At 67.7% G+C, this 26,291-nt stretch carries 23 protein-coding genes and 1 pseudogene; 18 read left to right on the forward strand and 6 right to left on the reverse strand.

The features are described 5' to 3' along the window. Nucleotides 1-101: 101 nt before the first annotated feature. Entirely contained in the window at nucleotides 102-1,535 is a 1,434-nt protein-coding gene (locus tag O5K39_RS09055) for an XRE family transcriptional regulator (RefSeq protein ID WP_271146943.1), read from the reverse strand. Between the two features lie 144 nt (nucleotides 1,536-1,679). Between O5K39_RS09055 and O5K39_RS09060 the strand changes: the two genes are divergently transcribed. Further along, nucleotides 1,680-1,889 carry a hypothetical protein gene (locus O5K39_RS09060; protein ID WP_271146944.1) on the forward strand — a complete coding sequence of 70 codons (210 nt, stop codon included), beginning with the start codon at nucleotides 1,680-1,682 and terminating at the stop codon, nucleotides 1,887-1,889. A gap of 15 nt (nucleotides 1,890-1,904) precedes the next feature. On the opposite strand, the gene O5K39_RS09065 is transcribed toward O5K39_RS09060, so the two are convergent. After that, nucleotides 1,905-4,190: an ATP-binding protein gene (locus O5K39_RS09065; protein WP_271146945.1), complete on the reverse strand. Its 2,286-nt coding sequence runs from the start codon at nucleotides 4,188-4,190 to the stop codon at nucleotides 1,905-1,907. Nucleotides 4,191-4,354: 164 nt separating this feature from the next. Between O5K39_RS09065 and O5K39_RS09070 the strand changes: the two genes are divergently transcribed. From O5K39_RS09070 to phoB, 6 genes are all read left to right on the forward strand, one after another. Next, nucleotides 4,355-5,812 carry an ATP-binding protein gene (locus O5K39_RS09070; RefSeq protein ID WP_271146946.1) on the forward strand — a complete coding sequence of 486 codons (1,458 nt, stop codon included), beginning with the start codon at nucleotides 4,355-4,357 and terminating at the stop codon, nucleotides 5,810-5,812. A gap of 105 nt (nucleotides 5,813-5,917) precedes the next feature. Continuing rightward, entirely contained in the window at nucleotides 5,918-7,354 is a 1,437-nt protein-coding gene (gene pstC, locus O5K39_RS09075; RefSeq protein ID WP_271146947.1) for a phosphate ABC transporter permease subunit PstC, read from the forward strand. Continuing rightward, a complete protein-coding gene (gene pstA / locus O5K39_RS09080; protein WP_271146948.1) occupies nucleotides 7,347-8,648 on the forward strand; it encodes a phosphate ABC transporter permease PstA in 1,302 nt (433 codons plus the stop codon). Before pstC ends, pstA begins: the two co-directional genes overlap by 8 nt. Nucleotides 8,649-8,652: 4 nt before the next feature. Beyond that, entirely contained in the window at nucleotides 8,653-9,630 is a 978-nt protein-coding gene (gene pstB / locus O5K39_RS09085) for a phosphate ABC transporter ATP-binding protein PstB (RefSeq protein WP_271146949.1), read from the forward strand. Then, on the forward strand, nucleotides 9,630-10,361 hold the full coding sequence (gene phoU / locus O5K39_RS09090) for a phosphate signaling complex protein PhoU (RefSeq protein ID WP_271146950.1): 732 nt from the start codon (nucleotides 9,630-9,632) through the stop codon (nucleotides 10,359-10,361). The genes pstB and phoU overlap by 1 nt, the downstream gene beginning before the upstream one ends. Before the next feature lie 14 nt (nucleotides 10,362-10,375). Continuing rightward, a complete protein-coding gene (gene phoB / locus O5K39_RS09095; RefSeq protein ID WP_271146951.1) occupies nucleotides 10,376-11,065 on the forward strand; it encodes a phosphate regulon transcriptional regulator PhoB in 690 nt (229 codons plus the stop codon). A 67-nt stretch (nucleotides 11,066-11,132) separates the two neighbouring features. Here phoB and O5K39_RS09100 read toward each other — a convergent pair whose 3' ends face one another. From O5K39_RS09100 to O5K39_RS09115, 4 genes are all read right to left on the reverse strand, one after another. Beyond that, nucleotides 11,133-11,741, reverse strand: a complete 609-nt coding sequence (locus O5K39_RS09100; RefSeq protein WP_271146952.1) for a hypothetical protein — start codon at nucleotides 11,739-11,741, stop codon at nucleotides 11,133-11,135. 140 nt (nucleotides 11,742-11,881) lie between these two features. Continuing rightward, nucleotides 11,882-12,178, reverse strand: a complete 297-nt coding sequence (locus O5K39_RS09105; protein ID WP_271146953.1) for a type II toxin-antitoxin system RelE/ParE family toxin — start codon at nucleotides 12,176-12,178, stop codon at nucleotides 11,882-11,884. Beyond that, nucleotides 12,175-12,408, reverse strand: coding sequence for a hypothetical protein (locus O5K39_RS09110; RefSeq protein ID WP_271146954.1), 234 nt, complete (start codon nucleotides 12,406-12,408; stop codon nucleotides 12,175-12,177). Before O5K39_RS09110 ends, O5K39_RS09105 begins: the two co-directional genes overlap by 4 nt. A 60-nt stretch (nucleotides 12,409-12,468) precedes the next feature. Continuing rightward, a complete protein-coding gene (locus O5K39_RS09115; protein ID WP_271146955.1) occupies nucleotides 12,469-13,401 on the reverse strand; it encodes an Hsp33 family molecular chaperone in 933 nt (310 codons plus the stop codon). A gap of 158 nt (nucleotides 13,402-13,559) precedes the next feature. Between O5K39_RS09115 and O5K39_RS09120 the strand changes: the two genes are divergently transcribed. The 11 genes and pseudogenes from O5K39_RS09120 to O5K39_RS09165 all read left to right on the forward strand — a co-directional run bounded on the left by O5K39_RS09120 (nucleotide 13,560) and on the right by O5K39_RS09165 (nucleotide 26,288). Next, complete coding sequence (locus O5K39_RS09120; RefSeq protein ID WP_271146956.1) at nucleotides 13,560-14,987, forward strand: SDR family oxidoreductase; 1,428 nt, start codon at nucleotides 13,560-13,562, stop codon at nucleotides 14,985-14,987. A 58-nt stretch (nucleotides 14,988-15,045) separates the two neighbouring features. Then, a pseudogene (locus O5K39_RS19555) lies at nucleotides 15,046-15,576 on the forward strand (HAD-IB family phosphatase); the annotation flags it as partial. 138 nt (nucleotides 15,577-15,714) lie between these two features. Beyond that, nucleotides 15,715-16,941 carry a phosphoglycerate dehydrogenase gene (gene serA, locus O5K39_RS19560; protein ID WP_348637129.1) on the forward strand — a complete coding sequence of 409 codons (1,227 nt, stop codon included), beginning with the start codon at nucleotides 15,715-15,717 and terminating at the stop codon, nucleotides 16,939-16,941. A gap of 283 nt (nucleotides 16,942-17,224) precedes the next feature. Next, a complete protein-coding gene (locus tag O5K39_RS09130; RefSeq protein ID WP_271146958.1) occupies nucleotides 17,225-19,033 on the forward strand; it encodes an autotransporter domain-containing protein in 1,809 nt (602 codons plus the stop codon). A 179-nt stretch (nucleotides 19,034-19,212) separates the two neighbouring features. After that, complete coding sequence (locus O5K39_RS09135) at nucleotides 19,213-19,836, forward strand: M23 family metallopeptidase (RefSeq protein WP_271146959.1); 624 nt, start codon at nucleotides 19,213-19,215, stop codon at nucleotides 19,834-19,836. A gap of 105 nt (nucleotides 19,837-19,941) precedes the next feature. Further along, entirely contained in the window at nucleotides 19,942-21,654 is a 1,713-nt protein-coding gene (locus O5K39_RS09140; RefSeq protein WP_271146960.1) for an alpha/beta hydrolase, read from the forward strand. Between the two features lie 84 nt (nucleotides 21,655-21,738). After that, a complete protein-coding gene (locus O5K39_RS09145) occupies nucleotides 21,739-22,695 on the forward strand; it encodes an ATP-binding cassette domain-containing protein (RefSeq protein WP_271146961.1) in 957 nt (318 codons plus the stop codon). After that, on the forward strand, nucleotides 22,692-24,077 hold the full coding sequence (locus O5K39_RS09150) for an ABC transporter permease (protein WP_271146962.1): 1,386 nt from the start codon (nucleotides 22,692-22,694) through the stop codon (nucleotides 24,075-24,077). The genes O5K39_RS09145 and O5K39_RS09150 overlap by 4 nt, the downstream gene beginning before the upstream one ends. Nucleotides 24,078-24,131: 54 nt before the next feature. Next, entirely contained in the window at nucleotides 24,132-24,527 is a 396-nt protein-coding gene (gene crcB, locus O5K39_RS09155; protein WP_271146963.1) for a fluoride efflux transporter CrcB, read from the forward strand. Then, nucleotides 24,524-25,576, forward strand: coding sequence for an RluA family pseudouridine synthase (locus O5K39_RS09160; protein ID WP_271146964.1), 1,053 nt, complete (start codon nucleotides 24,524-24,526; stop codon nucleotides 25,574-25,576). Before crcB ends, O5K39_RS09160 begins: the two co-directional genes overlap by 4 nt. 25 nt (nucleotides 25,577-25,601) lie before the next feature. Then, nucleotides 25,602-26,288 carry an HAD-IA family hydrolase gene (locus O5K39_RS09165; protein ID WP_271146965.1) on the forward strand — a complete coding sequence of 229 codons (687 nt, stop codon included), beginning with the start codon at nucleotides 25,602-25,604 and terminating at the stop codon, nucleotides 26,286-26,288. The last annotated feature ends 3 nt before the right edge of the window (nucleotides 26,289-26,291 follow it).

A 26,291-nucleotide genomic window follows, 5' to 3' on the forward strand; every position in this document is an offset into this window, starting at 1 on the left:
AGGTCCCCCCGGACGGCGGCGTTCAATCCGCACTGCAACGCTTACCGAGGTTTGTTCGGCGGCTCAAGAATAGGGAGGCGAGGATCGATGCGGCGGCCCGGTCACGCCCCTGCGAACGGATACGGGCTGACCGACTTGGACCAGTCGTCGACGGCGAGGAGGCGGTCGATCGGGGCGGCGGCGCGCTCTGCGCAGGGGTGGCGGTGGCACAGGCGGCAGGCGGGGCCGATGGGGGTGACGTCCGGCGTCGCCAAGTCGATGCCCCGGGCGGCGGACAGGCGGTGGGCGTGCTTCAGCTCGCAGCCGATGCCGATGGCGAGGTCGGCACCCTCGGAAAAGGCGTCGCGGCCCTGGCGGTCGACGGTGCGGGCCAGGGTGAACCACTGGCCGGCGGGTTTTCCGTCCTGGGCCGGGGTCTCGATGATCTGGGTGACCAGGCGGCCCGGTGTACGGAAGGCTGAGTACAGCCGCCACCGGGGGCAGGAGCCGCCGAAGCGGGCGAACGGACACGCCGCCGAGGCGTAGCGTTTCGACACATTGCCCGCCGGGTCCACCCGCATCAGGAAGAAGGGCACGCCACGGGCCGTGGGGCGCGACAGGGTGGTCAGGCGCTGGGCCGCCTGCTCGAAGCTGACGCCGAAGCGGGCCTGAAGGCGGGGGAGGTCATAGCCGGTGTCCTCGGCCGTGCGGTGGAAGGCGGCGTAGGGCATCAGGATGGCGGCGGCCAGGGTGTTGGTCAGGGTCACCTTGACCAGGCGGCGCGCGGCCGGGTCGGGCATGTCGGCAGCGTCGGCCATGGCCTCCAGGTCGGTCTCATGCTCGGACAGGGCCAACTGATAGGCGACGGCAAAGGCGCGCGAGGCGTGGCCCAGGCTTTCGGAGACCAGCAGGCGGCGGCGGTGGGGATCGAAGCGGCGGGTCCATTCGACCATGACCTCGGCCGGCATGACCCGGACGGCGAGGTTGTGCCGATCGGCCAGGCGGCGGCGGGCCAGGGCCTCGACCTCCTCGCCCGTGGCGTTGCGGGTCAGCTCGGCGTGCAGCGCCTCGCCCATCAGGTCGAGGTCGGGGAAATGGTTGTTGCGGGCCTGGATATAGTCGCGAACGCGGTCGGCGGGGGTGTGGTCGGTGGCGTCGTCGCGGGCACCGATCTGCTCGCGGGCACGGGCCTCTGCGAAGGTGCGGTACAGGCGCAGCACCGCGTCGGCGGCGGAAGGGGCGTCGTCGGCCAGTTGAAGGATTTCGTGACGCGGCACGGCCAGTCCCTTGAACAGGGGGTCGGCGAAGATCTCGGCCAGTTCGGCCTCGCCCGCCTGGCCGGCCGGGCGGTTCAGCTCGCGCAGATCGACGTCATAGGTCTCGGCCAGTCGAAGCAGCAACTGGGCGGAGACGGGGCGCTGGTTGCGTTCGATATGGTTCAGATAGCTGGGCGAGACCGCGAGATCGGCGGCCATGCCGGTCTGGGTCAGGTTGAGGCTGCGCCGAAGCCGCTTCAGCCGGCCGCCGAGGAAGAGCTTGCGATCGGTGGTCTTCATGGTGGGAGAGTGTCACAAAATTACTGAAATCGGAAGGTCATCATTTGACAAAATGACATCGTGGAGGGCGCGCAAACGGTATCTATTGTGACTTCGGCGTGTTCTCTGAGCTCACAGCGCATCGGCGCACGAATGGAGACGACCATGGAACCGCTCAGCCGGCCTCAGGCCATCATCGCTTTCTGCCTGGCTCCGCTGGAGCTGGACGCCAGTTCGGAGGCCGCGACCGAGGTCCGCCGGCGTCTGGAACATGTCATCAAGACGTTTCAGTCCAAGGCGGCCCAGCCGATCAGCGTCGATTTCTCGCGCATGCCGTCACAGGTCATCAACGAGGCGGCGCACGGCTACGAATAGCCTGCGAGGCTGAGGTCAGGCCGCGATCGCGCGTGGATCGGCAGCGGCGCATTCGGCGACGAGGGTCAGCAGATCCTCGGCGCTGAAGGGCTTGGACAGGTGTGCGTCCGCGCCCGCCGCCTGACCGGCCGCGACGTGCTCGGCCAGGGCGTTGGCCGTCAGCATGACGATCGGGGTGCGGGGGGTGCCCATGGCGGCTTCGTGGGCGCGGATTTCACGGGTCGCGGTCAGTCCGTCCATGACCGGCATCTGCATGTCCATCAGCACCAGGTCGAACGGCTGGGCGCAGAAGGCGGCAAAGGCCTGGGCCCCGTCCTCGACCGAGGTCAGGTCGACGTGGGCCTGGGCCAGGATCAGTTCGACGACGCGGCGGTTGGTTGGGTGGTCGTCGGCCAGCAGGACGCGGACGCCACCGCCTTCACGCTCGGGCTCGACCGAGACGTCCAGGCCGGGGGCCGCGGCGGGCTCGGCGGCATGGATCAGGGGCAGGGTCAGGATGAAGGCCGAGCCTCCGCCCGGCTCGCTCTCACAGTCCAGGGCACCGCGCATCATTTCTGCCAACTGACGACAGATGGCCAAGCCCAGGCCGGTGCCGCCATAGCGACGCGTGATGCTGGCGTCGGCCTGTTCGAAGCGGTTGAACAGGCGGTCGCGGGCCTCTGCGTCGAAGCCCACGCCGGTATCCTCGACCGTGAAGCGCAGGAAGGGCTCGCCGTCGGGCGACAGGGCGGTGGCGGCGGTCAGGCTGACGAAGCCCTGGGCGGTGAATTTGACGGCGTTGGAGACCAGGTTGGTCAGGATCTGTTTCACCCGGACCACGTCGCCCAGGACCCAGGTGTCGGCGTCCGGCTCGATGTCGCAGAAGAACTGGAGCCCCTTGTCGGCAGCCGAGGCGGCATAGAGCTGGGCGGCTTCCCTGACCGCGCGCGACAGAAGGAAGGGTTGGGCGCTAATCTCGACCCGGCCGGATTCGACGCGGGCGAGGTCCAGGATGTCGCTGAGCAGGGTCTGGAGCGTCTGGCCCGAGGACTGGATCAACTCCAGCATCTCGGCCTGTTCGGGGCTCAGGTCTGTGCGGGCAAGCGCCTGGGCCAGGCCAATGACGCCGTTCAGGGGCGTGCGGATCTCGTGGCTCATATTGGCCAGGAAGGCCGATTTGGCGTGGGTCGCGGTTTCGGCGGCGTCGCGCGCCTCGGCCAGGGCGATGGCGTCGCGCTTCAGGTCGGTGATGTCGTTGACGACGGTGACAGTGCCGCCGTCGGCCGTGCGGCGGTCCTGGACCCTGAGCCAGATATCGCCGGCTATGCGCTGTTCCATGGTGCTGAACCCCTGGAGACGCGCCGCCATACGTTCGGCGAGCCACTCGTCGCGGCGACCGAAGGCCTCGACATAGATGTCGGTGGTCAGGCCCGCCTCGACCAGTTGGCAGAAGGTAATGCCCGGCCTGAGATGGGGCTTAAGCTCGGTGTTGACGTCGGCGTAGCGCTGGTTCCACGCCACGAGCCGATCCTCGGCGTCGAAGAAGGCGAGACCGTCCGGCATGCCCTCGATCGCCTGACGCAGCTGCGCCAGGCTGTTGGTGCGCGACCACCAGGCGATCCCGATCATGAAGGCGGCAAAGACAACGGTCACGACCACGGTGCCGAGCAGGGTGAGTTGCAGTGCCGATTGGGACAGGTCGCCCACGACGGTCACCGGCGCGGGGCTGACGACCATGGCGGCCATCGTGCCGAAATGGAGGGTCAGGACGGTCAGCGATCCCAACAGCGCCGCCGCCGCGGCCCTGAACCGTTTGGGGATCACCCGGATGAAGCCGATGAGGCCGGCCATCACCAGGCCGACGGCGACGACCAGGATGGTCGGGCCGATTTCCCATCCGACGCGCGCGCCCGCGATGGAGACCGCAGCGAGGCCGACGAAATGCATGGCAGTGGTCGAGGCCGCTGCGGTCAGGCCCGCGATCACTCGACCGGTCGGGCCAGGGCGGCTCAGGAGCAAGGCGACGCCGGCGGCGAAGCCGACGCAGACGATGACCAGCGAGAACAGGGTGATCAGGGCGTCATAACGAACCTCGGCGACACTGCTGTATCCGATCATGGCCATGAAATGGGTCGCCCAGACGGTCAGGGCGGAAATGGCGGTGGCGGCGGCGCCGAACAGGATGCGGCGACTGCGACCGGCGGACCGGGCGAGCGACAGCAGGCCCACCGTCGCCGCCAGTCCGGCGACGCACAGGACGACGGCCCCGACGACGTAACGCCAGTCGTGTTCGACGGAAAGGCAGTAGAGAAGGTCGTCCAAGGTCGTTCGTGCTCCTGGCCCCACCCTAATCTTCACAGGTAAACAAACCGGTGCCCGGGATGCTGAAGACGGTGCCTGTGACGGTCATCAAGCCGTGCCATCCTCGTGTTATGAGGATCGAATCGGGGCCTGCCGTCCCGGTACTCCGAGGTTTGCCGGCCGTAATGCCCTACGAACAGTCGCCTTCTCCCGTCGCGCCCCTGGCGTCGTCGCGTCTGTGGACCGAGGTCGCGACGGGTGGGCTGGCGGTCGGGATCATGTTGGCTCTGGCCGTCGTCCACCCCGAGATTGCGATCTGGCTGGTCGGCGGTGCCGCCGTCGTGGCCCTGAGCGCCTGGTTGGCCATTCGACGCCCGGCGGCGTCGAGCGCGATCGTCGCGGACGGCCGTGGAGACGGAGTCTGGGATGCGCGCCGTATGGCGCTGCTGGACAGTGTGTTCGAGGCGATGACCGATCCGGTCATGGTGGTCAGCGGCGGAGAGGCGGATGACATCGCGGGGCGGCGGATCATCCTGGCCAACGGCGCGGCGCGCGACCTGTTGAAGATTGCCCGGGAGGGTGCGCTGCTGGTTTCGGCCGTGCGCGATCCCGGGGTGCTGGAGGCGGTGGACGAGGCCCTGTTCGGCGAGGTGGCGCGCACGACCAGCTATGCGGCCGGGGGATCGCGGGACCGGCACTGGCGGGCCTGGGTCGAGCCGCTGATGTCCGAGCCGGGCTCCGACGTGGCGTCGGGGCCGCACGACCGGCTGGCGGTGCTGCGGTTGCATGACGAGACCGATGTGCGGCGCATGGAGTTGATGCGGGTCGACTTCCTGGCCAACGCCAGTCACGAGCTGCGTACGCCCCTGGCCTCGCTGAGCGGCTTCATCGAGACGCTGAAGGGCCATGCCCGGGACGACCCCAAGGCGCGCGACAGGTTCCTGGACATCATGGGGGTGCAGGCGGACCGGATGGGGCGGCTGGTCGCGGACCTGCTGTCGCTGAGCCGGATCGAGCTGAACGAACATATCCCGCCGTCGGGGCGGGTCGATCTGGCTCTGGCGGCGTCCGACGTCGTGGATGCGCTGAGCGTGCTGTCGCAGGAAAAGGGCGTCGCGATCGTGCTGGAGGCAGAGCCTGGCGCGACATCGATCGAGGCGGATCGCGACGAGATCGTTCAGGTGGTCCAGAACCTGACCGACAACGCCATCAAGTATTCCGCGCCCGGACAGATCGTCGAGATCACGATCCGGCGCGGTCTGACGCTGGACGCCGCCCCAGGGCCGCGCACGGAGGGGGCGACGCGGATGTCGCTGCTGACGCCCGACCGGGAGGCCGGAGTGCTGTATGCGGCGGTGACGGTGCGCGATCACGGGCCGGGCATGGCGCGCGAACACCTGCCCCGGCTGACCGAGCGGTTCTATCGCGTCGAGGGCCAGAAAAGTGGCGGCGAGCGGGCCGGCACGGGTCTGGGGCTGGCCATCGTCAAGCATATCGTCAATCGGCACCGTGGCGGTTTCGTCGTCGAGAGCGCGGTCGGAGAAGGCGCTGGCTTCACGGCCTATTTCCCGATGGCGGGAGGGACGGCGGCGACGCCGGCAGTCCGCGAGACGGGCGGGCAGATGCTTCAACCTGCGCCGTAACAGAACTGTCACCCAGTCGTCGTAATCCGCTCGCCACCCGAGGCTATTGCGGCCGTCGAAAGCCGGCCCTCGCCGCGCTGCGATTCTGGCGACCCCTGCTCCCCGATGATCTGGTTGTTCCTGCCGATCCTGATTGCGCTGTCGGCGCTGGCCTTCGTCGGCGGACGCCGGCTGGCGACGCGCCGGGCGGCCGCTGCGGGCGTCAAGGCCCATTCCAGGCCCACGCAACACGGTCTGTATGCGATGATCTGGGTGGGGGTTCCGGCGCTGGTGATCCTGATCGCGGCCGGGATCTTTGCCGATCCGATCGCCTATCAGACCATGGCCGCCGGGGCACCCGCCGAGGTCAATGAACTGGAGACCTTCAAGCGCGAGGCCTTCTTCGACGATGCGCGTCGGGTCGGACAGGGCCAGGTCCCGCAACAGATATGGCTGGCGCCATTGAGCGAGGCCCTGATCGTCGAGGGACGGCGGTCGGCCGAGATCCGCACGATCCTGACCACCGGGGCGCTGATCGCGGCGGCCATCGCGGCGGCGCTTGGTGCCCTGTTCGCGGTGTTGCAGATCAAGCCGTCCCTGCGGGCGCGCAACCGGGTCGAGGGCTGGATCGGCGGCATCCTGCTGGCCTGTTCGGCGGTGGCGGTGCTGACGACCGTCGGCATCCTGTTCTCGCTGATCTTCGACTCCCTGCGGTTCTTCCAGTCGGTGCCGGTGACCGAGTTCCTGTTCGGGACCAAGTGGTCGCCGCAGATCGCCATTCGGGCGGACCAGGTCGGATCGTCGGGTGCATTCGGGGCTGTGCCCCTGTTCGCCGGGACCTTTCTGATCATGCTGATCGCCATGTGCGTGGCGGCGCCGGTCGGCCTGTTCAGCGCCATCTATCTGTCGGAATACGCCAGCCGGACATCGCGAGCGGTGATCAAGCCGGTGCTGGAGATTCTCGCGGGCGTGCCCACGGTGGTCTACGGCTTCTTCGCGGCCCTGACGGTGGGACCGGCGTTCCGGGTCTTCTTCAACACGATCGGCGCCTGGCTGGTCGGCGGGCCGCTGGACGGCATCGGCCAGTATCTGATGCTGGTGCAGAACCAGATGGCGCTGGTGGCCGGGGCCGTGATGGGGATCATGCTGATCCCGTTCGTCTCGTCCCTGTCGGACGATATCCTGAACGCCGTGCCGCAGTCGCTGCGTGACGGCTCATACGCCATGGGCGCGACCAAATCAGAGACGGTCAAGCGGGTACTGCTGCCGGCCGCCCTGCCGGGCATTTCCGGGGCCATGATCCTGGCCGTGTCGCGGGCCATCGGCGAGACCATGATCGTGACCATGGCGGCGGGGCTTGCCGCCAAGCTGACGCTGAATCCGCTCGACACCGTGACCACGGTGACCGTTCAGATCGTCACCTTGCTGACCGGGGACCAGGAGTTCAACAGCGCCAAGACGCTGGCCGCGTTCGGACTGGGGCTGACGCTTTTCCTTGTGACCCTGGTGCTCAACATCGTCGCCCAGCGGATCGTCCAGACCTATCGGGAACAGTATGACTGACGCGACTTCAGCCATGGTTCCGGCGTCGGACGTCGCACGCGAAGGTCGGCTCAAGGCCGGGCTCAAGAAGCGGTATGCGCGCGAGGGCCGGTTCAAGCTGTACGGCGTTCTGGCCGTCTGTATCGCCATCGGCTTCCTGCTGCTGCTGCTGGGTCGGATCGTGACCCAGGGCTATACCGCCTTCTACGCCCACGAGATCACCTTGCCGGTCTATATGGACCCGGCGCGCATCGACCGGGCCTATCCGCAGGGCACCAATTTCGAGTTGCTGGTCGCCGAGCAGCAGCTGGCGCGATACGGCATCGCCGACGACGCGCGCGGGACCAAGGCCACGGCCATGCGCGGCCTGTTCTCGTCGGAGCTCAAGTTCCGGGCCGCCGCCCTGATCCGCCAGAACCCGACCCTGATCGGCCAGACGGTGACGATCTCGGCCCCCGCCGCCGACGAAAGCGACCTGTTCTACAAGGGCCAGATCTCCATCGAGACACCGTCCGATCAGCGCCGCTTGTCGGACGAACAGATCGGCTGGCTGAACCGGTTGAAGGCCGAAGGTTCGGTGCGGACCCACTTCAACGGCGCGCTGTTCACCAACGGCGATTCGACCGAGCCGGAACTGGCCGGGGTGCTGGGCGGCGTGATCGGATCGGCGCTGATGCTGCTGGTCACCGCCTGCATCGCCATCCCGATCGGGGTGGGGGCGGCCGTCTATCTGGAAGAGTTCTCGGCGCGGAACCGGCTGACCGATCTGATCGAGGTCAATATCAACAATCTGGCGGCCGTGCCGTCGATCGTCTACGGCCTGCTGGGGGTGGCGGTATTTATCAACTGGGCGCACCTGCCCCGGTCGTCGCCGCTGGTGGGCGGGCTGGTGCTGGGGCTGATGGCCCTGCCGACCATCATCATCGCCACCCGGTCGTCGCTGAAGTCGGTGCCGCCCTCGATCCGTGAGGCCGCCCTGGCCATGGGGGCCAGCCGCACCCAGACGGTGTTCCAGCATGTCCTGCCCCTGGCCATGCCGGGCGTGATGACCGGCACCATCATCTCCATGGCCCATGCCCTGGGCGAGACCGCGCCCCTGCTGCTGATCGGCATGGTCAGCTTCGTGCCGGGCATCCCGCACGCCATCAACGAGCCGACCGGCGCGTTGCCGTCCCTGGTCTATATCTGGGAGAACGCCTCCGAGCGCGCCTTCCACGAGCGGACCGCGGCGGCGATCATGGTCCTGCTCGCCTTCATGATCGTCATGAACGCCGCCGCCATCGTGCTGCGTCGGCGCTTCGAACGCCGGTGGTAGAGTTATGAAACTTCCGTTCTTCAACACCCCGAACCGTGCCCCCGAAGGCCGTGATGGCGGCCCCGGTGATCCGCTGGATACACCCATGATGGGCGGTCAGGTGCTGCCCGGTGCCGTCGAGACGTCGCGCGACGTCTCGATGCTGGAGCCCCAGCAGGCGACGGACAGCGCGGTGCCCGGCGCGACGCGGGCACCCCAGGTCAAGGCCAATCTCGCGCCTCTGGGCCCGACCAAGATCGCGGCGCGCGACGTGTCGGTCTTCTATGGCGAGAAGCAGGCGCTGTTCGACGTCTCGCTGGACATCCCGGACAAGACGGTCACCGCGTTCATCGGTCCGTCGGGCTGTGGCAAGTCGACCTTCCTGCGGACCATGAACCGGATGAACGACACCATCCCGGGCTGCAAGGTGACCGGCCGGATCGACATGGACGGCCAGGACGTCAATGCGAAATCCGTCGATCCGGTGCTGCTGCGCGCCCAGGTCGGGATGGTGTTCCAGAAGCCGAACCCGTTTCCCAAGACCATCTACGAGAACGTCGCCTATGGGCCCAAGATCCACGGTCTGACGACCAACAAGGCCGAGCTGGACGGAATCGTCGAAGCGTCGCTGAAGCGCGCCGGCCTGTGGGACGAGGTCGCCGACCGGCTGCATTCGGCGGGCACCGGACTGTCGGGCGGTCAACAGCAGCGTCTGGTCATCGCCCGCGCCATCGCGGTCGAGCCCGAAGTCATCCTGATGGACGAGCCCTGCTCGGCGCTGGACCCGATCGCCACGGCCAAGATCGAGGAGCTGATCGACGAACTGCGCGAGCGGTACTGTATCGTCATCGTCACCCACTCGATGGCCCAGGCGGCGCGTGTGTCGCAGCGCACGGCCTTCTTCCACATGGGTCGGATCGTCGAGACCGGCGACACCGAGGAAATCTTCACGAATCCCCGCGAACGGCGCACGCTGGACTACATCACGGGACGGTTCGGCTGATGAACCAGCACACTGTAAAAGCGTACGGCGACGAGCTGAACCAGCTGACGGCGGAGGTCGCCCGCATGGGAGGCCTGGCCGAGGCCCAGGTGGCCGATGCGGTCGAGAGCGTGGCCCGGCGCGACATCGCTTTGGCCCGCGCCGTGGTCGATCGCGACGCCAAGCTGGACGTCATGCACCGCGAGATCGAGAAGAAGGCCATCCGTCTGATCGCCCTGCGCCAGCCCGTGGCGTCGGACCTCAGGAAGACGCTGTCGGCGATGAAGCTGGCGACCGATCTGGAGCGCACAGGCGACCTGGCCAAGAACATCGCCAAGCGTGGCCTGGCCGTGGCTGAAACCGAGCCGATGCAGCCGCTGACGCGTTCGATCGAGCGGATGGGGCGGCTGGTGTCGTTGCGGCTGAGGGATGTACTGGACGCCTATACGTCGGGCGAACTGGACGGGGCCCTGGCGGTCTGGGCCTCGGACGACGAGGTGGACGAGCACTACAACGCCCTGTTCCGCGAACTGTTGACCTACATGATGGGCGATCCGCGCACGATCAACGCCTGCACCCATCTGCTGTTCATGGCCAAGAACCTGGAGCGGATCGGCGACCACGCGACCAATATCGCCGAGACCGTCCACTATGAGATCACCGGCGACGAGATGATCGGCGAGCGGCCGCGCGGCGCGCCGGATGCGTCCGAGACCGGCCTGACGCACACCCACACCCTGCCGCAAGCCTGACAAGGGAGCCCTGGATGCAGCCCTATATCCTGGTGATGGAAGACGAGGACGCCCTGGCGACCCTGCTCCAGTACAATCTGGAAAAGGAAGGCTATGACGTGGTCATCGCCTCGGACGGCGAGGAAGGCCTGGTCCAGGTCGACGAGCGTCAGCCTGACCTGGTGCTGCTGGACTGGATGCTGCCCAAGGTATCGGGGATCGAGGTCTGCCGGCGGCTGCGCGGGCGGGCCGAGACGCGCAACTTGCCGATCATCATGCTGACCGCACGGGGCGAAGAGACGGACCGGGTTCGCGGTCTGGACACCGGTGCCGACGACTATCTGACCAAGCCGTTTTCGATGGTCGAGCTGATCGCGAGGATCCGCGCGGTGCTGCGCCGGATCCGTCCCGGTCTGGCCGACGATCGGGTGGGTCATGGCGACATCGTCATCGACCGCGTCGCGCACCGGGTCCGCCGCAGTGGCACCGAGGTGCATTTGGGCCCGACCGAATTTCGGCTGCTGGACCATTTCATGCGTCACCCGGGCCGGGTGTTCAGCCGCGAACAGCTTCTGGACGCGGTCTGGGGCAGTGACGTCTATGTCGAGGCGCGGACGGTGGACGTCCACGTCGGCCGCCTTCGTAAGGCGCTGGACGTCGGCGAGAGCGCCAACCCCATCCGGACGGTTAGGTCCGCGGGGTATTCGCTGGATCTGGAAGGCTGACAGCGATCCGCCTTCCCCGATGTTTCAGGGAAGGCGGTAAGCCGCTGTACTGAAGGTCATCGGTGCATCAGCGCCGGAAGGTCTGACGGCTGGCCGTGCCGCGCATGAAGCCCAGGATGGCCGAGTTGTCGATGCGCAGGGTGTTGTTGGAATAGGTGCGGTCGTCGTTGCACCGATTGCCGTCGATGGCGATGTCGGGATCGTAGGTGATGGCGACATCGACGTGGCCGCCGAACTCGAAATCGTCGAAGGCGTTCGAGATCATCGGCGAGTCGTAGCGGACCATGCTGGCACCCGCACCGGCCATGCCGCTCATGGCCTGATGGTTGCGGAAGGCGCGGCCGGTGTTGCCGTTATGGGCCACGAGATTGACGCCTTGCTGGCGGGGGCCGGACGTCCAGGCGGTGCGGCCGGCATTGACGACTTCATAGGAGACGCTGACCTGGCCCCGACGGGCACCCTTTGTCAGGGTCACGCTCGAGATCATCGGATCGACGTCGCAGGCGACGGGGCGGGGCGTGACGCCGCGCAGGTCGGGCAGGCGGGCGTTTCCGGGCAGGGTGCGCTCCGGCAGAACGCGGGCGTTGTCAGCGATCCGATAGGACTGGGCCTGGGCGACAGCACCGGTCAGACAGACGGCGGCGCATACGGCGCCGGTGATGAGGGGGGTCTTCATGGCTTGTTCCTCTAAGGGCCGTGATTGGCCTGACACGAGGATTAACCAAGGTTCCCTGAACGCCGTCCGGTCGCCGCAGTTGTGGTTTGTTCATGTTCGGAATGTGGCGAGATCGCGTCAGGCCAAGGCGGCCGGAACCGTCAGCGACTACCGAACTGACATCCGGCGTAGAGCATGCGGATGATGACGACGCGATTGTCCTGGACCTCGAACGCAATATCGACGCGACCCTCGAAGGTGATCATCCTGACACCGGGGCGAATATCGTCTCGGATCATGCCCCGGTTGGGGAACTGGCGAAGCTGTTGGCAGAACAAGCGAATGCGATGCAGGTACCTTGCTGCAATCTGCGGGCTCGATTCACGGCCGATCCAGGCGCGCAGTTCCGCCATGTCGAAAACAGCAGTTCGATCATAGACGATCGCGTATCGCCTCAAGTCTTGGCGGACCCGGCCGAAACAAGCTGATCGACGAGCGCAAACGCTTCTTCCTCCGACATCAGGCGTGAGGGATCTGCCTTGTATGCGTCATAGGTTGGGCCGACCTCGTCGCGCAGCCATCGCTCCACGTCGGGTCGTTGCGCCGAGAGCGAGGTCTCGACAGTCTCGCGCAGGAACTCGGCCGCATTCTCGTAGACGCCGGATGCGATCCGGGCGTCGATCTCCATCGCGGCGTTCTCAGAAAGCTCGAAGGTCAAGGTGCGTGTGGCGCTCATGTCCGCAGCGTCTCACGAATCCGCGTTGCTCGCCACCTCGGCCGGATCGAGCGCGTAGACCGTCGAACAGTATTCGCAGGTGACGCGGATCTTGCCGTCATCCTCGACCATGTCGGCGCGTTCGGCGTCATTGAACGAGCCCAGGACGCCGACGATCCGCTCGGGCGAGCAGCGGCAGACGGCGGCGAGGGGCAGGGGCTGCTCCAGACGCACCCCGTCTTCGTGGAACAGGCGGAACAGCAGGGTTTCGGGCGTGATCGTGGGGTCGATCAGCTCGTCGTCGCCGAGCGTCTGGAACAGAGCGCGGGTGCGGTCCCAGACCTCTTCGGTCGAGCCGCGCGTGACGTCGCCGGCGACCATCTGGATCATGGCCCCGCCCGACCGCCAGTGGGCGACGCCGTCCTCGCCGATGACCTGACCCACGGCGAGCTGGACCTTGGTCGGGACCTGTTCGGACTGGGCGAAATAGTGTTCGGCGCACAGCGACAGGCTCTCGCCCTCGATCGGGGTGATGCCCTGATGGCGCTCGAAGTCTGGCCCTTGGTCCAGGGTCATGATGAAGACGCCCTTGCCCAGAAGCGTCTGCGCGCCGGGGCGGGCGAAGCCGGTCGAGGCAGCGACCTCGGTCTCGTCGAACCGGCAGTAACCGCGCAGGGTGCCCGAGGTATCATAGTCGGCGACGACATAGCGGACGGGGCCGTCGCCTTGCGCCTGAACGATCAGCCGGCCCTCGAACTTCAGGCTGGAGCCGACCAGGGCGGCAAGCGCGCAGGCCTCGCCGAGCAGGGCCGCGACCGGCTCGGGATAGGCGTGCGCCGACAGGATCTCGTCGACGGCCGAGCCCAGACGGACCAGGCGGCCGCGCACCGGCCAGCCCTCGATCTGGAAAGCGGCGGCCAGGTTGTCGGACGCGTTTGCGGCATCGGTGGGCGCGGAGTAGGGCAAGGGTGTTCTGGTCCGGGCGAATGTCTAGGGAAGCGCGTCTAGATAGGCGCCCGCTCCGCCTATGGTAAGGGGTGGGGAACCGGCGCGACCGGCGGCCGTTGCGACGCGGGCCGCGGGAGCCGACAGACGAAGGCGTGATCATGTCCGTAAAGCCCACTTTGAAACCTCTGAACCAGCAGGCGATTGTGATCACCGGCGCGACCTCGGGTATCGGCCTGGCCACAGCGAGGCGAGCGGCGCGGGCGGGGGCCTGTGTGTTCCTGATCGCGCGGGGCGAGACGGACCTTCGGGCGCTTTGCGAGGAAATCCAGCGCGACGGCGGCCGCGCGGCCTGGGCCGTGGCGGATGTTGCGGATTTCGATGCCCTGGCCGAGGCGGCCGACAAATGCCGTCGGCTGTTCGGCGGGTTCGACACCTGGGTGAACAATGCCGGGGTCTCGATCATCGGCAGTGTCCTGGAGACTTCGCTGCAGGACCAGCGACGGCTGTTCGAGACCAACTACTGGGGCGTGGTCAACGGATCGACGATCGCGGCCGAACATCTGAAGGGTTGGCCCGGCGGGGGCGCGATCATCAATGTCGGCTCGACCCTGTCGGATGCGCCGGCCCCGATCCGGGGGGCCTATTCGGCGTCCAAGCATGCGGTGAAGGGGTTCACCAATGCCTTGCGGATGGAGCTGATCCGCGATGCCGCCCCGATCTCGCTGAGCCTGGTCAAGCCGGCGGCGGTGGATTCGCCATACGACCGGCACGCCCGCAATCTGGCCGGCTATGCCGCGCAGAGCCCACAGCCCGTCTATGCCACCCATGTGGTGGCCGATGCCATCCTTTGGTGCGCGACCCATCCGACGCGGGAGATCACCGTAGGCGGCGGCGGGCGACTGATCGCCGCATTCTACTCAGCTTTGCCGGGGATCGCGGAACCACTCTTCGCGCGGTTCGCTCCTGTGATGAAGCGGGACAGGGGTCCCGACGACTGGTCGTATGAGGATGGTCTTTACGAGCCTTCCGACGACGGCCTCAACGAAGAGGTTCATTATCCCATGGTTCGACAGTTCAGCGTCGTCGCCGAAGCGCGCAAGCACCCCGGCATCACCGCCGGCACCGTGGCCCTGGTCGCGACGGCGGCGATCGCCACGGTCCTGCTGATGCAGCGGTCGGGGCCGCGCCGGTACGAGACGATCCGTGACCGGCTTGACCCGCGCGGCTGGATTGACGCCGAGGCCCTGAGGCACCGGTTCGAGGACATCCAGCGGGGCCTGACCGGTGCCGCCGAGGATCTGGGCGACCGGGCCGGGTCGTTGCGCGAGGACGCCCGCGACACCGCCGACAGCCTGTTCCAGCGCGGCCGTGACGCCATTTCGGGCGGCAAGCGGAAACAGTATGCCAAGGCTGCGCGCGGATACGCCGACAAGGCGGGCAAGCGGGCGCGGGGTTATGCCGACGCCGGAGTCCAGTACGGCCGTGATCATGCGCGCGAAGGTGGGGCCCTGCTGGCCGTCGCCACGATCGCTGCGGCGGTCGGTGCGGCCGTGCTGGAATCGCGCCGTCCGGACAGCCGGGTCCGTCGGATCGCCAAATTCTAGGCCGCCAGCTTAGCAATCATCGTTGCCGCAGTTGCGAGCGAGGGGGTAGGAGGGCGCCATGAGCGCGCCCACCCCCACCTTTGTCTTCGATTTCGATTCGACCCTCGTCAGGATCGAGACGCTGGAGGCGCTCGCCGACATCGCTCTGGACGGATCAGCCGAGGCTGACGCCGTTCGGGCCCGGGTCGCCGACCTGACCGACCGGGCCATGTCGGGCGAGATCGGCTTCGGCGAGGCGCTGCGTCAGCGGCTGGCCCTGCTGCCGTTGACGAAGGCCCACGTCGAGGCCCTGGCGGACCGGATCCTGGACGAGGGAACGCCGTCGGTGAGGCGGAACTTGCGCTTCTTCCAGGAGAACGCCGACAGGATCGTGATCCTGTCGGGGGGCTTCCGCGACATCATCGCGCCGGTCGCCGAACGGCTGGGCGTCGCGGCGGATCGGGTGCTGTGCAACGACCTGACCTACGACGCAGAGGGGCGCGTCACCGGGGTGGAAGACAGCAATCCCCTGTCGCACGCCGACGGCAAGCCCGAGGTCATCGCGGCGCTGGACCTGCCGCGTCCGATCGTCATGGTCGGGGACGGGTGGAACGACGCTGAGGTCAAGCTGGCGGGGGTCGCGGACCGGTTCTACGCCTATACGGAGATCGTGCGCCGGCCGAAGGTCGTCGAGGTCGCCGACGCCGAGGCGCCGTCGATGGACGAGCTGCTGCACGCCGAAGGGATGATGGGCCGCTGGTCCTTCCCGCGTTCCAAGATCCGGATGCTCCTGCTCGAGAACATCCACCCGGCTGCCGTCGAGGCGCTGGAGGAGGCCGGCTATTCGGTCGAGACCCAGAAGGGGGCGCTGGACGAGGACGATCTGATCGCCGCGATCAAGGGCGTCCATGTGCTGGGCATCCGGTCCAAGACCAATGTGACGGCGCGGGTGCTGGAGCAGGCGGATCGCCTGATGGCCGTCGCGGCCTTCTGTATCGGAACGAACCAGATCGATCTGGACGCCGCGGCGGACCATGGCGTGGCGGTGTTCAATGCGCCGTACTCGAATACCCGTTCGGTGGTGGAGCTGGCCATCGGCCTGACCATCACCCTGATGCGCGACGTGGTCGACAAGTCGGCCGCCATGCATACCGGCAAGTGGAACAAGTCCGCCGATGGATCGCGCGAGCTGCGTGGCAAGACGCTGGGCATCGTGGGATATGGCGCGATCGGATCGCAGCTGTCGGTGCTGGCCGAAGCTCTGGGGATGCGGGTCATCTTCCATGACCTGTCCGAGCGGCTGGCGCTGGGCAATGCCAAACGAATGCGGAACCTCGACGCCCTGCTGGCCGAGGCGGACGTCGTGACCCTGCATGTCGACGGTCGGCGCGAGAACACCAACCTGATCGGCCCGGCCCAGTTCCAGCAGATGAAGGAAGGCGCGCTGTTCCTGAACCTGTCGCGCGGGCATGTGGTCAACATCGGCGCCTTGGCTCAGGCGATCCAGGGCGGGCGGATCGGCGGGGCGGCGCTGGATGTCTTTCCCGAGGAGCCGCGCACCAATGCCGATCCGTTCGACAGCCCGCTGATGGGGCTCAGGAACGTGATCCTGACCCCGCACATCGGCGGCTCGACCGAAGAGGCGCAAGAAGCCATCGCCGAGTTCGCGGCCGAGCGGCTGCTGGGCTATCTGAACCGGGGCGACACGACGTTCAGCGTCAACCTGCCCAATGTGCAGCTGGCCGAGGTGTCGGGCGGGCACAGGATCCTGCACATCCACAGGAACCAGCCGGGCGTCATGGCCGAGCTGAACCGCGAACTGGCGACGGCGGGGCTCAACATTCTGGGCCAGCACCTGAAGACCGACGAGCGGACGGGCTATGTGATCACCGACGTGGATCGCGACTATGACCCCGAGGCGCTGAAGGCGCTGAAGACCGTGGCGGGAACGCTAAAGTTCCGGCTGTTGCATTGACCTACTTTCGTCATTCCGGGCGAAGGCGAGCGTAGCGAACCGAACCGTAGACCCGGAACCAGGCGGCGCCGAAGCGAAGCGCAGGCGATGGCGGATACGGTCGCGTTCGCGACAGGTTCGCGCTCTCGCGCGCCGCCTGGTTCCGGGTCTACGCTGCGCTCCGCCCGGAATGACGAAAGTTGGGATGACATGGCCCAACCTTCCCCGACGGCATCTTGAACTCGCGGCAAACGCGCGCAAAGTGGGGTCAACGACCGCGAGTCTGACGGTCGAGGGAGGTTTCATGTCCAGGATTCACAAAGGCGCGGCTCTGGCCGTGCTCGCGGCCGCCGCGTCGCTCGCCGCCGCATCCACCGCCAACGCCCAGTCCTACGGCCGGCTCGTCGTCTTCGGGGACAGCCTGACCGACAACGGCAACCTGTTCGCCGTCACCGGCGGGGCCGCACCGGCCGCACCCTTCGTCAATGGGCGGTTCTCGACGGGGCCGGTGTTCGTCGAGCTGCTGGGCTTCAACCTGGGTCGCCAGACGGCGGGCTCGCCGGTGACCGGCAGCATCAACTATGCCTACGGCGGCTCGCGGACCGATACGGTGGCGACGCCCGGACCGGGGATGCGGACCCAGCTGGCGGCCTATACGGCGGCGGGCGGGCGGTTCGGATCGACCGATCTGGTCAGCATTCTGGGCGGGGCCAACAACATCTTCCAGGCCATTCCTACAGCGGGCGTGAGTTCCAACCCGACCGGGGCGATCTCGCCGGTGTCGCTGGCTGCGGCGGCCGACATCAACTTCCTGACCAACAGCGTGGCCGCGGCCGGGGCGGGGACCGTGTTGGTCACCAACCTGCCCAAGCTCAGCCTGACGCCGCAGTTCCGGACCAGTCCGGCAGCGCCCCTGGCCGATTTCGCGGTGACGACCTTCAACGGCGCCCTGCTGACCGGCTTGCAGGCGACGGCGGCGGCCAATCCGAACGCCAACATCATCTATATGGACCTGTTCAAGATCGGTGACGTGATCGCCGGCAATCCGGGCCAGTTCGGCATCACCAACGTCACCGACCAATGCGCCCTGGCCACGCCGCGTTGCGCCGATCCCGGCTATTTCTACGCCGACGGGGTCCACCCGACGGCGCTGGGGCACCGGCTGATCGCCCAGCTGGCCAACGACTACCTCTACTACGGCGACATCGGCGCACAGAGCGCGGTGATGGGCGAGACCTCCTATCGCCACCGCGAGGACAGCCTGGACGAAGGTTCGGCGGCGCTGTCGGGTCATGGCGACTGGGCGGACGGCACGACCGTCTCGGTCAGCGGATCGTACGACCAGACTGACAGCGACCGGCGCGGGGTCGCGGCCTCGGCGTCGTCGGAAGGGTACGGCCTGCGCTTTGCGGTCGAGAACGCCTGGTCCAACACCTGGAAGGTCGGGATCGCGGGCAGCTATCGTCGCGCCGACGTCGTGGGCGGGCGGCTGGAGACCGACCTGAACACCTATGCGTTCGACGTCTACGGCGGCTGGCGGTCGGGTGCGATGTTCGTCAATGCGACGGCGGGCGCGGCGGCGGACCAGTTTGACACCCGTCGCCTGACCTCGATCGCCCCGGTGGTCCACATCGGCAAGGCCGACGGCGTCAGCAAGGGCGCGCGCGCGCAAGGCGGCGTGTGGATGGACCTGGGCGGCATCGCCATCTCGCCGCGCGTGGCGGTGTCCTGGGTGTCGGCGACGGTGGACGGCTTCATCGAACAGGGACCGGCCGCCGCCTATGACTATCAGGGCCGCACGGTTCAGGTGATCAGCGCCGAGGCCACCCTGCGGGCCGAGGCCGACATGGGCGGCTTCGCCCTGTTTGCCGAGGGCGGCTATCGCGACGCCCTGGACGACAGCTCCGACGCGGTGCGCACCGGCATCGGCTACAACACCGCCAAGGTGCTGGCGCGTCAGGTGGACGAGCCGTTCGGGGGTCAGATCCTGGCCTCGGCCGGGGTGCGTGGCGACCTGGGGCCGATCTCCGTGGACATCGGCTATCGCGGCCGGTTCGGCGACCATGCCGACAGCCATATGGGCGGGATCACCCTGACTCTGCCGCTGCAATAGACGGATCGGAGTTCCCCGGGTGCGACCTTGTGTCCGCCCGGGGCGCCCCAAAGTCGCCCTTTCGGGGCGAGACAAGACGGCTCCTTCGTCATCCCGGATCGATGCAACGGCGTTTCTGCCGCGTCGTGGGGTGATGGTCCTCCCTGCTCTTTCTTGCAGCGACCGGAGCCGACGATTTCATGCGCCGACTACTGCCGCCCGCGCGGTCCTATCTCATTCGCTTCGGCCAGACGGCCGGTCTTCTGACCATCGCCGGCATGGCCATGGCCGCCGCCCCCCTGGCCCCCGTCAGCCTGAACGCCGACGAGCCCGTCGCCATTCCTGCGCCTGCGCCGGTAATCGCCGTCGCCGCGCCGGCTGGGCCGGTGACGCGCGAGATTGCCTTCGCCGAGCCGGTGCCCGGGTTCGCGATCAACTCCAAATTCGGAATGCGGCGTCTGGGCGGCGAACCCGGTGTGCGTCAGCACAAGGGTGTCGACATCGCCGCCCCGACCGGCACCTCGGTCTATGCCTCGGCCGAGGGGCAGGTTCTGCGGATCGGCTATGATCCGGAAGGGTACGGCAACTTCATCGAGATGCGCCACCCCAACGGCATGACCAGCCTGTATGGCCACCTGAGCCGCGTCGATGTGGCCTCTGGCGACAAGATCGTGCCGGGCGAGCGCATCGGCCTGATCGGCTCCACCGGCTATTCGACCGGACCACATCTGCATTTCGAGATCCGGCGTGGAGGCGCTCAGATCAACCCGACCAAGGTCATGGGGCGCAGCTTTCAGGTGAAGGTCACGGCCACCAAAGGTTGATATTTCCGTCGCAACGTCTGGCGGCGGCTTGACGACCGTGGTTCACTGAAGGCGGCGAAACCGGATGCGAAAGCCTTCGGGGACGAACCGTCTCGGGAGGGCTGGATGCGGGGATCGACGATCAGGATCGGCGTACTGAGCTTGTCGGGCCTTGGCCTGGTGCTGCTGAGTGCCTGCCAGACCCCAACGACGCGCATCCCGGATGTCTTTGGCCAGGAATGCTCGACCATCGCTGCCGATCGTCGCGCGGATGTGGATTGCGTACGCATCTTCTACGGCACCAACCGCCGTCTGACCCTCGAAGCGCCGGTGGCGGCTCGTGAAGAGGTCAGTTTTGAAGGGCCCGCAGTCTATGGGCAGAGCGGTGAAACCCTGACGCTGGGTCGTGCCGACATCTGGTTGCCGCGGATCAGTCCCGACGGGACCCCGCGCGAGAAGGGCGAACTCGACCTCGCCGACTCGGACGAGCAGGCCCGAGCGCAGACGGAGTTCCGCGCTTTCGTCACCCGGATCACCGTCGCGGGCGAGGAGCGATTCACGACCGACCTGGCAAAGGCGATCGAGGGCGAGAACCAGCCCCGATCGGTGCTTCTGTTCGTCCACGGCTTCAATGTCGCGTTCGAGCCGGCCCTGATCCGTTCGGCCCAGATGACCTTCGATCTGAGGGGCGTGGAGGGGTTCGATCCCGGCGTCCCGGTCCTGTTCAGCTGGCCCTCGGCGGGGCGTCTGCTCAGCTACTGGAGCGACGAAGGCCAGGCGCGGGACGCCATCCCCCGGCTGAACGACTTCCTCGACCTGATCGTCGCCGACCGGAAGGTGCAGCGGGTCAATATCGTCGCCCATTCGATGGGCAACCGGGTGCTGATGGGTGCGCTCGAGAGCTTTGCGCGGGACTATTCCAAGACCCATGCCGGCCGCCCGATCGAGTTCCGCATCATTCTGGCCGCCGCCGATCTGGACGTGGACGAGTTCACGCGGATCTCGGACAGTTTCCGCGACTGGCCTCACGCGGCGACGGTCTATGCCTCATCTCAGGACCGGGCGCTGACGGCGTCGTGGGTTCTGCACGGGTTCCAGCGCCGGCTGGGCCAGAGCTTCTGGCGTTTTCCGTTCGTGCGCCAGGACCAGCGCTACGCGACGATCGACGCGACCTCGGTCGCGACCGAGCTGTTCGGTCTGGGACACGGCTATTTCAGCGCCAACCCGACGATCATCAACGATATCCGGTGCAGCCTCGCCGACGTTCCGTTCAACAAGCGGGCGCTGCAACCGCGCGAGACGCGGCGGGCGGAACCCTTCTATGCGGCCGTTCCGACGGGAAGCGGGGCCGGTGCGGACGTCCGCGCGGAATGCAGGCTGGAGCGGGACGTGTTCCCGATCGCTGCCATGGAAGAGGTTGGCGCACCCCCGCCGCCGCCACCACCTCCACCTCCACCTCCACCACCGCCGCCGCCGCCGCCGCCTCCGCCGCCCGTCGGGATCGAGGATCGCTTCTTCATGGTCTATCTGGCGACAGGGCAGGAGACGCTAGATGCGCAGGGTCGTGCGATCCTCGAAGCGTTCGCGGCCTATGCGGCCGGCGGAACACCGAGCCGGATCCGGATCGTCGGTCATACGGACACGGTCGGCAGCGTCATCGCCAATCAGCAACTGTCCGAACGACGGGCGCGGATGGTAGCCGACGCCCTGATCGCGCTGGGGCTACCCGCCGACCTGATCCAGATCGTCGGTGCCGGTGAGAGCCAACTCGCCGTGCCCACGGCCGACGGTGTCGCCGAGCCGCTGAATCGCCGTGTCGAGCTTCTGATCAACTTCTGATCGTGGGTCGCTGTCGCACGGGCCGGGGCTTTGCTAGACCTTGGTGTCGGGGCCGGGATTCGGCGGGCAGAGCAGGGCAAACCCATGGTCGCGGCATTGACGCTGGACGGCGTGAGCAAACGCTACGGTGAGTTCCAGGCGGTCCGGGATCTGAGCTTTCAGGTCGAGAAGGGCGCGATCTGCGGGTTTCTGGGGCCCAATGGCGCGGGCAAGACTTCGACGCTGCGGATGATCCTGGGGCTGCAGCCGGCGACGTCGGGGCGGATCGAGATCCTGGGGGCCGACGACGGGCGCAAGGTCCGCGACCGGATCGGCTTCCTGCCCGAGGAGCGGGGCCTGTACAAGAAGATGACGCCGGTGGACGCCATCGCCTTCTTCGGCTCGCTGAAGGGGGTGCCGGTCGCCGAGGGCCGCAAGCGGGCGCGCGAGATGCTGGACGCCCAGGGGCTGGGTGCCTCCAAGAACAAGAAGATGAAGGAGCTGTCCAAGGGGATGGCGCAGAAGGTCCAGCTGATCGCCTCGGTCGTGCATCGGCCCGAGTTCGTGATCCTGGACGAGCCGTTCAGCGGCCTGGACCCGGTCAACCAGCAGGGGCTGGAGACGGTGATCCGCGACCTGGCCGCCAATGGGGCCACGGTGCTGTTCTCGACCCACGTCATGCAACACGCCGAGCGGCTGTGCGACCGGGTGGTGCTGCTGGCGCGGGGCAAGAAGGCGTTCGAGGGCACGGTCAACGAGGCGCGGGCGACGTCTCGCCGGTTCCTGGAACTTGAGGGCGCGATCGACCCGAATGCCGTGGGCGGATTGCCCGGTGTGACCGGCGTCGAGGTGCTGAACGACGCGGACGGGGTGCGTACGCTGAAGGCGGCGCTGGCCGCCGATGCGGCCGGGCAGGAGACGCTGAAGGCGGCCTTCCTGACGGGTCTGGACGTGCGCCGGTTCGAGCTGAAGCAGCCGACCCTGCATGACGCCTTCATCGACCTGACCGGGGATCACCCGGACCAGGACACCTCGGTCAAGACGGCGGAGATCGCACGATGAACCGCACCCTGTTGATCGCCCGCCGCGAATACATGGCCTATGCCCGGACGGTCGGGTTTTGGCTGTCGCTGCTGGCCTTTCCGCTGTTCGCGGTTCTGGGCGGGGCGATCCCGATCCTGATGCAGACGTCCGAGCCCGTGCGGCGGGTCGTCCTGATCGAACAGGGGCCGGAGGCGCAAGGCCTGTCGGCCGCTGTGCGTGACGCCCTGGCCTCCGACGCCAAACGCCGTCAGGACCGCGCCAGGGAAGCCGCTGAAAAGGCCGCCGCGACGGGGGCGCAGACCTCGGCCGCCGGGGATGCGCTGCGGTCCTTGTCGAGGCCCTCGATGCGACTGGTCCCGGCCCCGGCCGACATGGCCGCCGCTCCGAACGGCCCGGCCCAGGAGGCGGTCGTGCGTCGCTATCTGGAGGACGACGAGACGCCGCGCGACCAGCGGATCAGTTCGGTCGTCTTCCTGACCCGGATCGACGGCAAGCCGTCGGCGCGGGTCTGGACCAACCGGGCCACCGACGACACGGTCGAGGACTTCGTCCGGGCGGCGCTCAAGACCTATAACCGCAAGGACACCTTCGCCCGGGCCGGGATCGACCCCGCCGTCGTGCAGCAGACCGAGGACTTCCGCGCCGACGTCAGCGTGTTCTCGCCGCGCGCGGCGAGCGGCGGAGAGGTGTCGTTCAAGGACAAGCTGCCGGCCGTCATCGGCCTGATAGGCGGGTTCCTGTTGTGGTCGCTGATCATCACCGGGGCCTCGATCCTCCTGAACAGCGTGATGGAGGAGAAGTCGAACAAGATCCTGGAGGTGCTGCTGTCCTCGGCCTCGGCGACCGAGATCCTGGCCGGCAAGGTGCTGGGGGTGGCGTTGCTGACCCTGACGGTGATGAGCGTCTGGGGCGGGATCGGCCTGTTCGGCCTGCTGACGGCGGCCCCGGCGCAGGGTGCCCAAGTGCTCGAGATCCTGTGGGGCGGCGGTCTGCTGGCCTGGTTCGTGGCCTTCATGGTTGGCGGATACCTGATGTACGCGGTGCTGTTCGCGGCCATCGGGGCCTTCTGCGAGACGCCGCGTGACGCCCAGACCCTGATGGGGCCGATCATGATGATCCTGGTCGTGCCGATGATCACCATGCAGATGGCCCTGACCTCGCCGGACAGCCCGGTGGTGCGTATCCTGTCGTGGATCCCGCCGTTCACGCCCTTCCTGATGATGGCGCGGATGCCGTCGCACCCGCCGCTGTATGAATCGCTGGGCGCCCTGGCGGCCATGTTCGCGTTTGCGCTGTTCATGGTCTGGGTGGCGGGCCGGGCGTTCCGGGCCGGTGCCCTGTCGGACGTCAAGCTGAGCTGGAAGGCGTTCGGGTCGGCGATCCGGGGCGGAGGGCGGTAGGGCGATCCGCCTGGCCGCCTTCGCTTTGCCCAGCTTCGCGCTATAAGCCCGGCCATGATGCGTTTTCTGCTGGTCGGCTTCGGCGGAGCCCTGGGCTCCATGGCACGCTATGGCGTCGGGCTGGCGGCAGCGCGTGTGGTGCCCGGCGCGAGTTGGCCGTGGGCGACGATGACCGTCAACGTCGTCGGTGGCCTGTTGATGGGATTGCTGGTCGGCTGGTTGTCGGCGCGGGCGGGGGCCGAGGGCGAGACGCTGCGGGTATTCGCGGCGGTCGGCATCCTCGGCGGGTTCACGACCTTTTCGGCCTTTTCGCTGGAGGTCGTTCTGATGATCGAGCGGCGCCAGTATGCGGCGGCGGCGGCCTATGTGGTCGCGTCAGTGGTGGTCTCGACGGTGACGCTGATGATCGGGCTGATGATCGCGCGGCGAGCGTTCGGAGTTTCGGCATGAGCTACGATCCCAACGACGATGTGCCCGAGGCCCCCAAGGCCAAGGGCCCGGTCGGGGCGGCTGAGGCGCAGATCCTCTATGTCGCCGAGGCCGAGGACGGCATCCGGCTGGACCGCTGGTTCCGGCGGCGCTGGCCGCATCTGTCGAACATCCAGGTGCAGAAGATGGCGCGCGGCGGCCAGATCCGCGTCGACGGCTCGCGCATCAAGCCCGAAGGTCGGCTGACGGCGGGTGCCGCCGTGCGGGTGCCGCCTATCCCCGAGCCGATCGTGCGCGCGCCGGGCGAGCATATGGCCCTGACGCCCGCCGACATCGCCTTCGCCAAGTCGCTGGTGATCTTCGAGGACGATCTGGTCATCGCCCTGAACAAGCCGCACGGCCTGGCGGTGCAGGGCGGGACCAAGACGACACGGCACGTCGACCGGCTGCTGTCGGCCTGGGGCGAAGGGATGGAACGGCCGCGTCTGGTGCACCGGCTGGACCGGGACACGTCGGGCGTGCTGCTGCTGGGCAAGGGACCCGAGGCGGCGAAGCGGCTGTCGGGTGCGTTTGCGCGGCGTCAGGCCAAGAAGACCTACTGGGCCATCGTCCACGGCATGCCCAAGCCCAACGCCGGTCAGATCGACATGGCGCTGAAGAAATCCGGCATCAACGACTACGAGATCATGCGGCCGGCCGAGCCGAAGGAGAACGGGGCGGAGCCGGCGGAGACGGCGTTCGCCCTGATCAGCCACGCGGGCCAGCGGGCGTCGTGGATGGCGCTGCGGCCCTTCACCGGTCGGACGCACCAGCTGCGGGCCCACATGAAGGCGATCGGCCATCCTATCCTGGGCGATCCCAAATACGGCGACGAACGGTCGGCGGAACTGTCGGGGCCGCTGAAGCTGCAACTGCACGCACGCCGGATCGAACTGGATCATCCATCGGGGGGGCGACTGATCGTCGAGGCCCCGATCAGCGCCGAACTGCGCGCCGGCTTCCAGCATTTCGGGTTCGACGAAGGCGAGGCGGACTACGACCCGTTCGAGGGTGTCAGGCGGATGCGGTGAAAATCCTCACCCAAGGGGGAGGATCATGAAACCTCTCGCGGTGTTCGACATCGACGGCACTCTGGTGGACTCGCGGGCGTCGATCCATGAGGCGTCGTGCGAGGCGGCGCGGGCGCTCGGCCTGCCCGAGCCGGACTACGACCGGGTGCGTCAGGGGGTGGGCCTGAGCCTGACCGAGGCGATGCGGCGGCTGGAGCCCGGCTTGGATGCGACCGAGCTGGCGGCCTTCGTGGCGGCGTTCCAGAGCGCGTTCCGGCGGCTGTATGACTCAGGGCACGAAGAGCCGCTCTATCCGGGGGCGATGGAGCATCTGCACCGGCTGAAAGCCGACGGTTGGCGGCTGGCCCTGGCGACGGGGCAGAACCGGCGGGGTGTGACCCGGAACATGATGCGCGAAGGCTGGGCCCATCTGTTCCTGTCCTCGCATTGTGCCGAGGACGGGCCGGGCAAGCCCGATCCGGCCATGCTGAGCGCGGCGATGCGGGCCTGCGACGCCTGTCCCGCCACGACCGTGATGATCGGCGACACCGCCCATGACGCGACCATGGCGGTCAATGCCGGGGTCCTTCCGGTCGGTGTGGCCTGGGGCTTTCACACGGCCGAGGAGCAGTGGGCGGCCGGGGTCGTCCACGTCGCGTCCGACTTCACCGACCTGGAGGCGGCGCTGGCGCGGTTCGCTGACCAAACCCACCTGCAACGCCTGACTGCCTGAGAC

The sequence above is a fragment of the Brevundimonas sp. NIBR10 genome (assembly GCF_027912515.1).
In the GTDB taxonomy this organism is placed as follows: Bacteria; Pseudomonadota; Alphaproteobacteria; order Caulobacterales; family Caulobacteraceae; genus Brevundimonas.

What these genes read in the sequence shown, in the direction of transcription:
- O5K39_RS09070 (WP_271146946.1), top strand. Translation starts at nt 4,355, where the DNA reads ATGCCCTACGAACAGTCGCCTTCTCCCGTCGCGCCCCTGGCGTCGTCG.
- pstA (WP_271146948.1), top strand. Translation starts at nt 7,347, where the DNA reads ATGACTGACGCGACTTCAGCCATGGTTCCGGCGTCGGACGTCGCACGC.
- crcB (WP_271146963.1), top strand. Translation starts at nt 24,132, where the DNA reads ATGATGCGTTTTCTGCTGGTCGGCTTCGGCGGAGCCCTGGGCTCCATG.
- O5K39_RS09145 (WP_271146961.1), top strand. Translation starts at nt 21,739, where the DNA reads ATGGTCGCGGCATTGACGCTGGACGGCGTGAGCAAACGCTACGGTGAG.
- phoB (WP_271146951.1), top strand. Translation starts at nt 10,376, where the DNA reads ATGCAGCCCTATATCCTGGTGATGGAAGACGAGGACGCCCTGGCGACC.
- pstB (WP_271146949.1), top strand. Translation starts at nt 8,653, where the DNA reads ATGAAACTTCCGTTCTTCAACACCCCGAACCGTGCCCCCGAAGGCCGT.
- O5K39_RS09135 (WP_271146959.1), top strand. Translation starts at nt 19,213, where the DNA reads ATGCGCCGACTACTGCCGCCCGCGCGGTCCTATCTCATTCGCTTCGGC.
- O5K39_RS09060 (WP_271146944.1), top strand. Translation starts at nt 1,680, where the DNA reads ATGGAACCGCTCAGCCGGCCTCAGGCCATCATCGCTTTCTGCCTGGCT.
- O5K39_RS09100 (WP_271146952.1), bottom strand. Translation starts at nt 11,741, where the DNA reads ATGAAGACCCCCCTCATCACCGGCGCCGTATGCGCCGCCGTCTGTCTG.
- O5K39_RS09055 (WP_271146943.1), bottom strand. Translation starts at nt 1,535, where the DNA reads ATGAAGACCACCGATCGCAAGCTCTTCCTCGGCGGCCGGCTGAAGCGG.
- phoU (WP_271146950.1), top strand. Translation starts at nt 9,630, where the DNA reads ATGAACCAGCACACTGTAAAAGCGTACGGCGACGAGCTGAACCAGCTG.
- O5K39_RS09165 (WP_271146965.1), top strand. Translation starts at nt 25,602, where the DNA reads ATGAAACCTCTCGCGGTGTTCGACATCGACGGCACTCTGGTGGACTCG.
- O5K39_RS09140 (WP_271146960.1), top strand. Translation starts at nt 19,942, where the DNA reads ATGCGGGGATCGACGATCAGGATCGGCGTACTGAGCTTGTCGGGCCTT.
- pstC (WP_271146947.1), top strand. Translation starts at nt 5,918, where the DNA reads ATGATCTGGTTGTTCCTGCCGATCCTGATTGCGCTGTCGGCGCTGGCC.
- serA (WP_348637129.1), top strand. Translation starts at nt 15,715, where the DNA reads ATGGGCCGCTGGTCCTTCCCGCGTTCCAAGATCCGGATGCTCCTGCTC.
- O5K39_RS09110 (WP_271146954.1), bottom strand. Translation starts at nt 12,408, where the DNA reads ATGGAGATCGACGCCCGGATCGCATCCGGCGTCTACGAGAATGCGGCC.
- O5K39_RS09130 (WP_271146958.1), top strand. Translation starts at nt 17,225, where the DNA reads ATGTCCAGGATTCACAAAGGCGCGGCTCTGGCCGTGCTCGCGGCCGCC.
- O5K39_RS09160 (WP_271146964.1), top strand. Translation starts at nt 24,524, where the DNA reads ATGAGCTACGATCCCAACGACGATGTGCCCGAGGCCCCCAAGGCCAAG.
- O5K39_RS09150 (WP_271146962.1), top strand. Translation starts at nt 22,692, where the DNA reads ATGAACCGCACCCTGTTGATCGCCCGCCGCGAATACATGGCCTATGCC.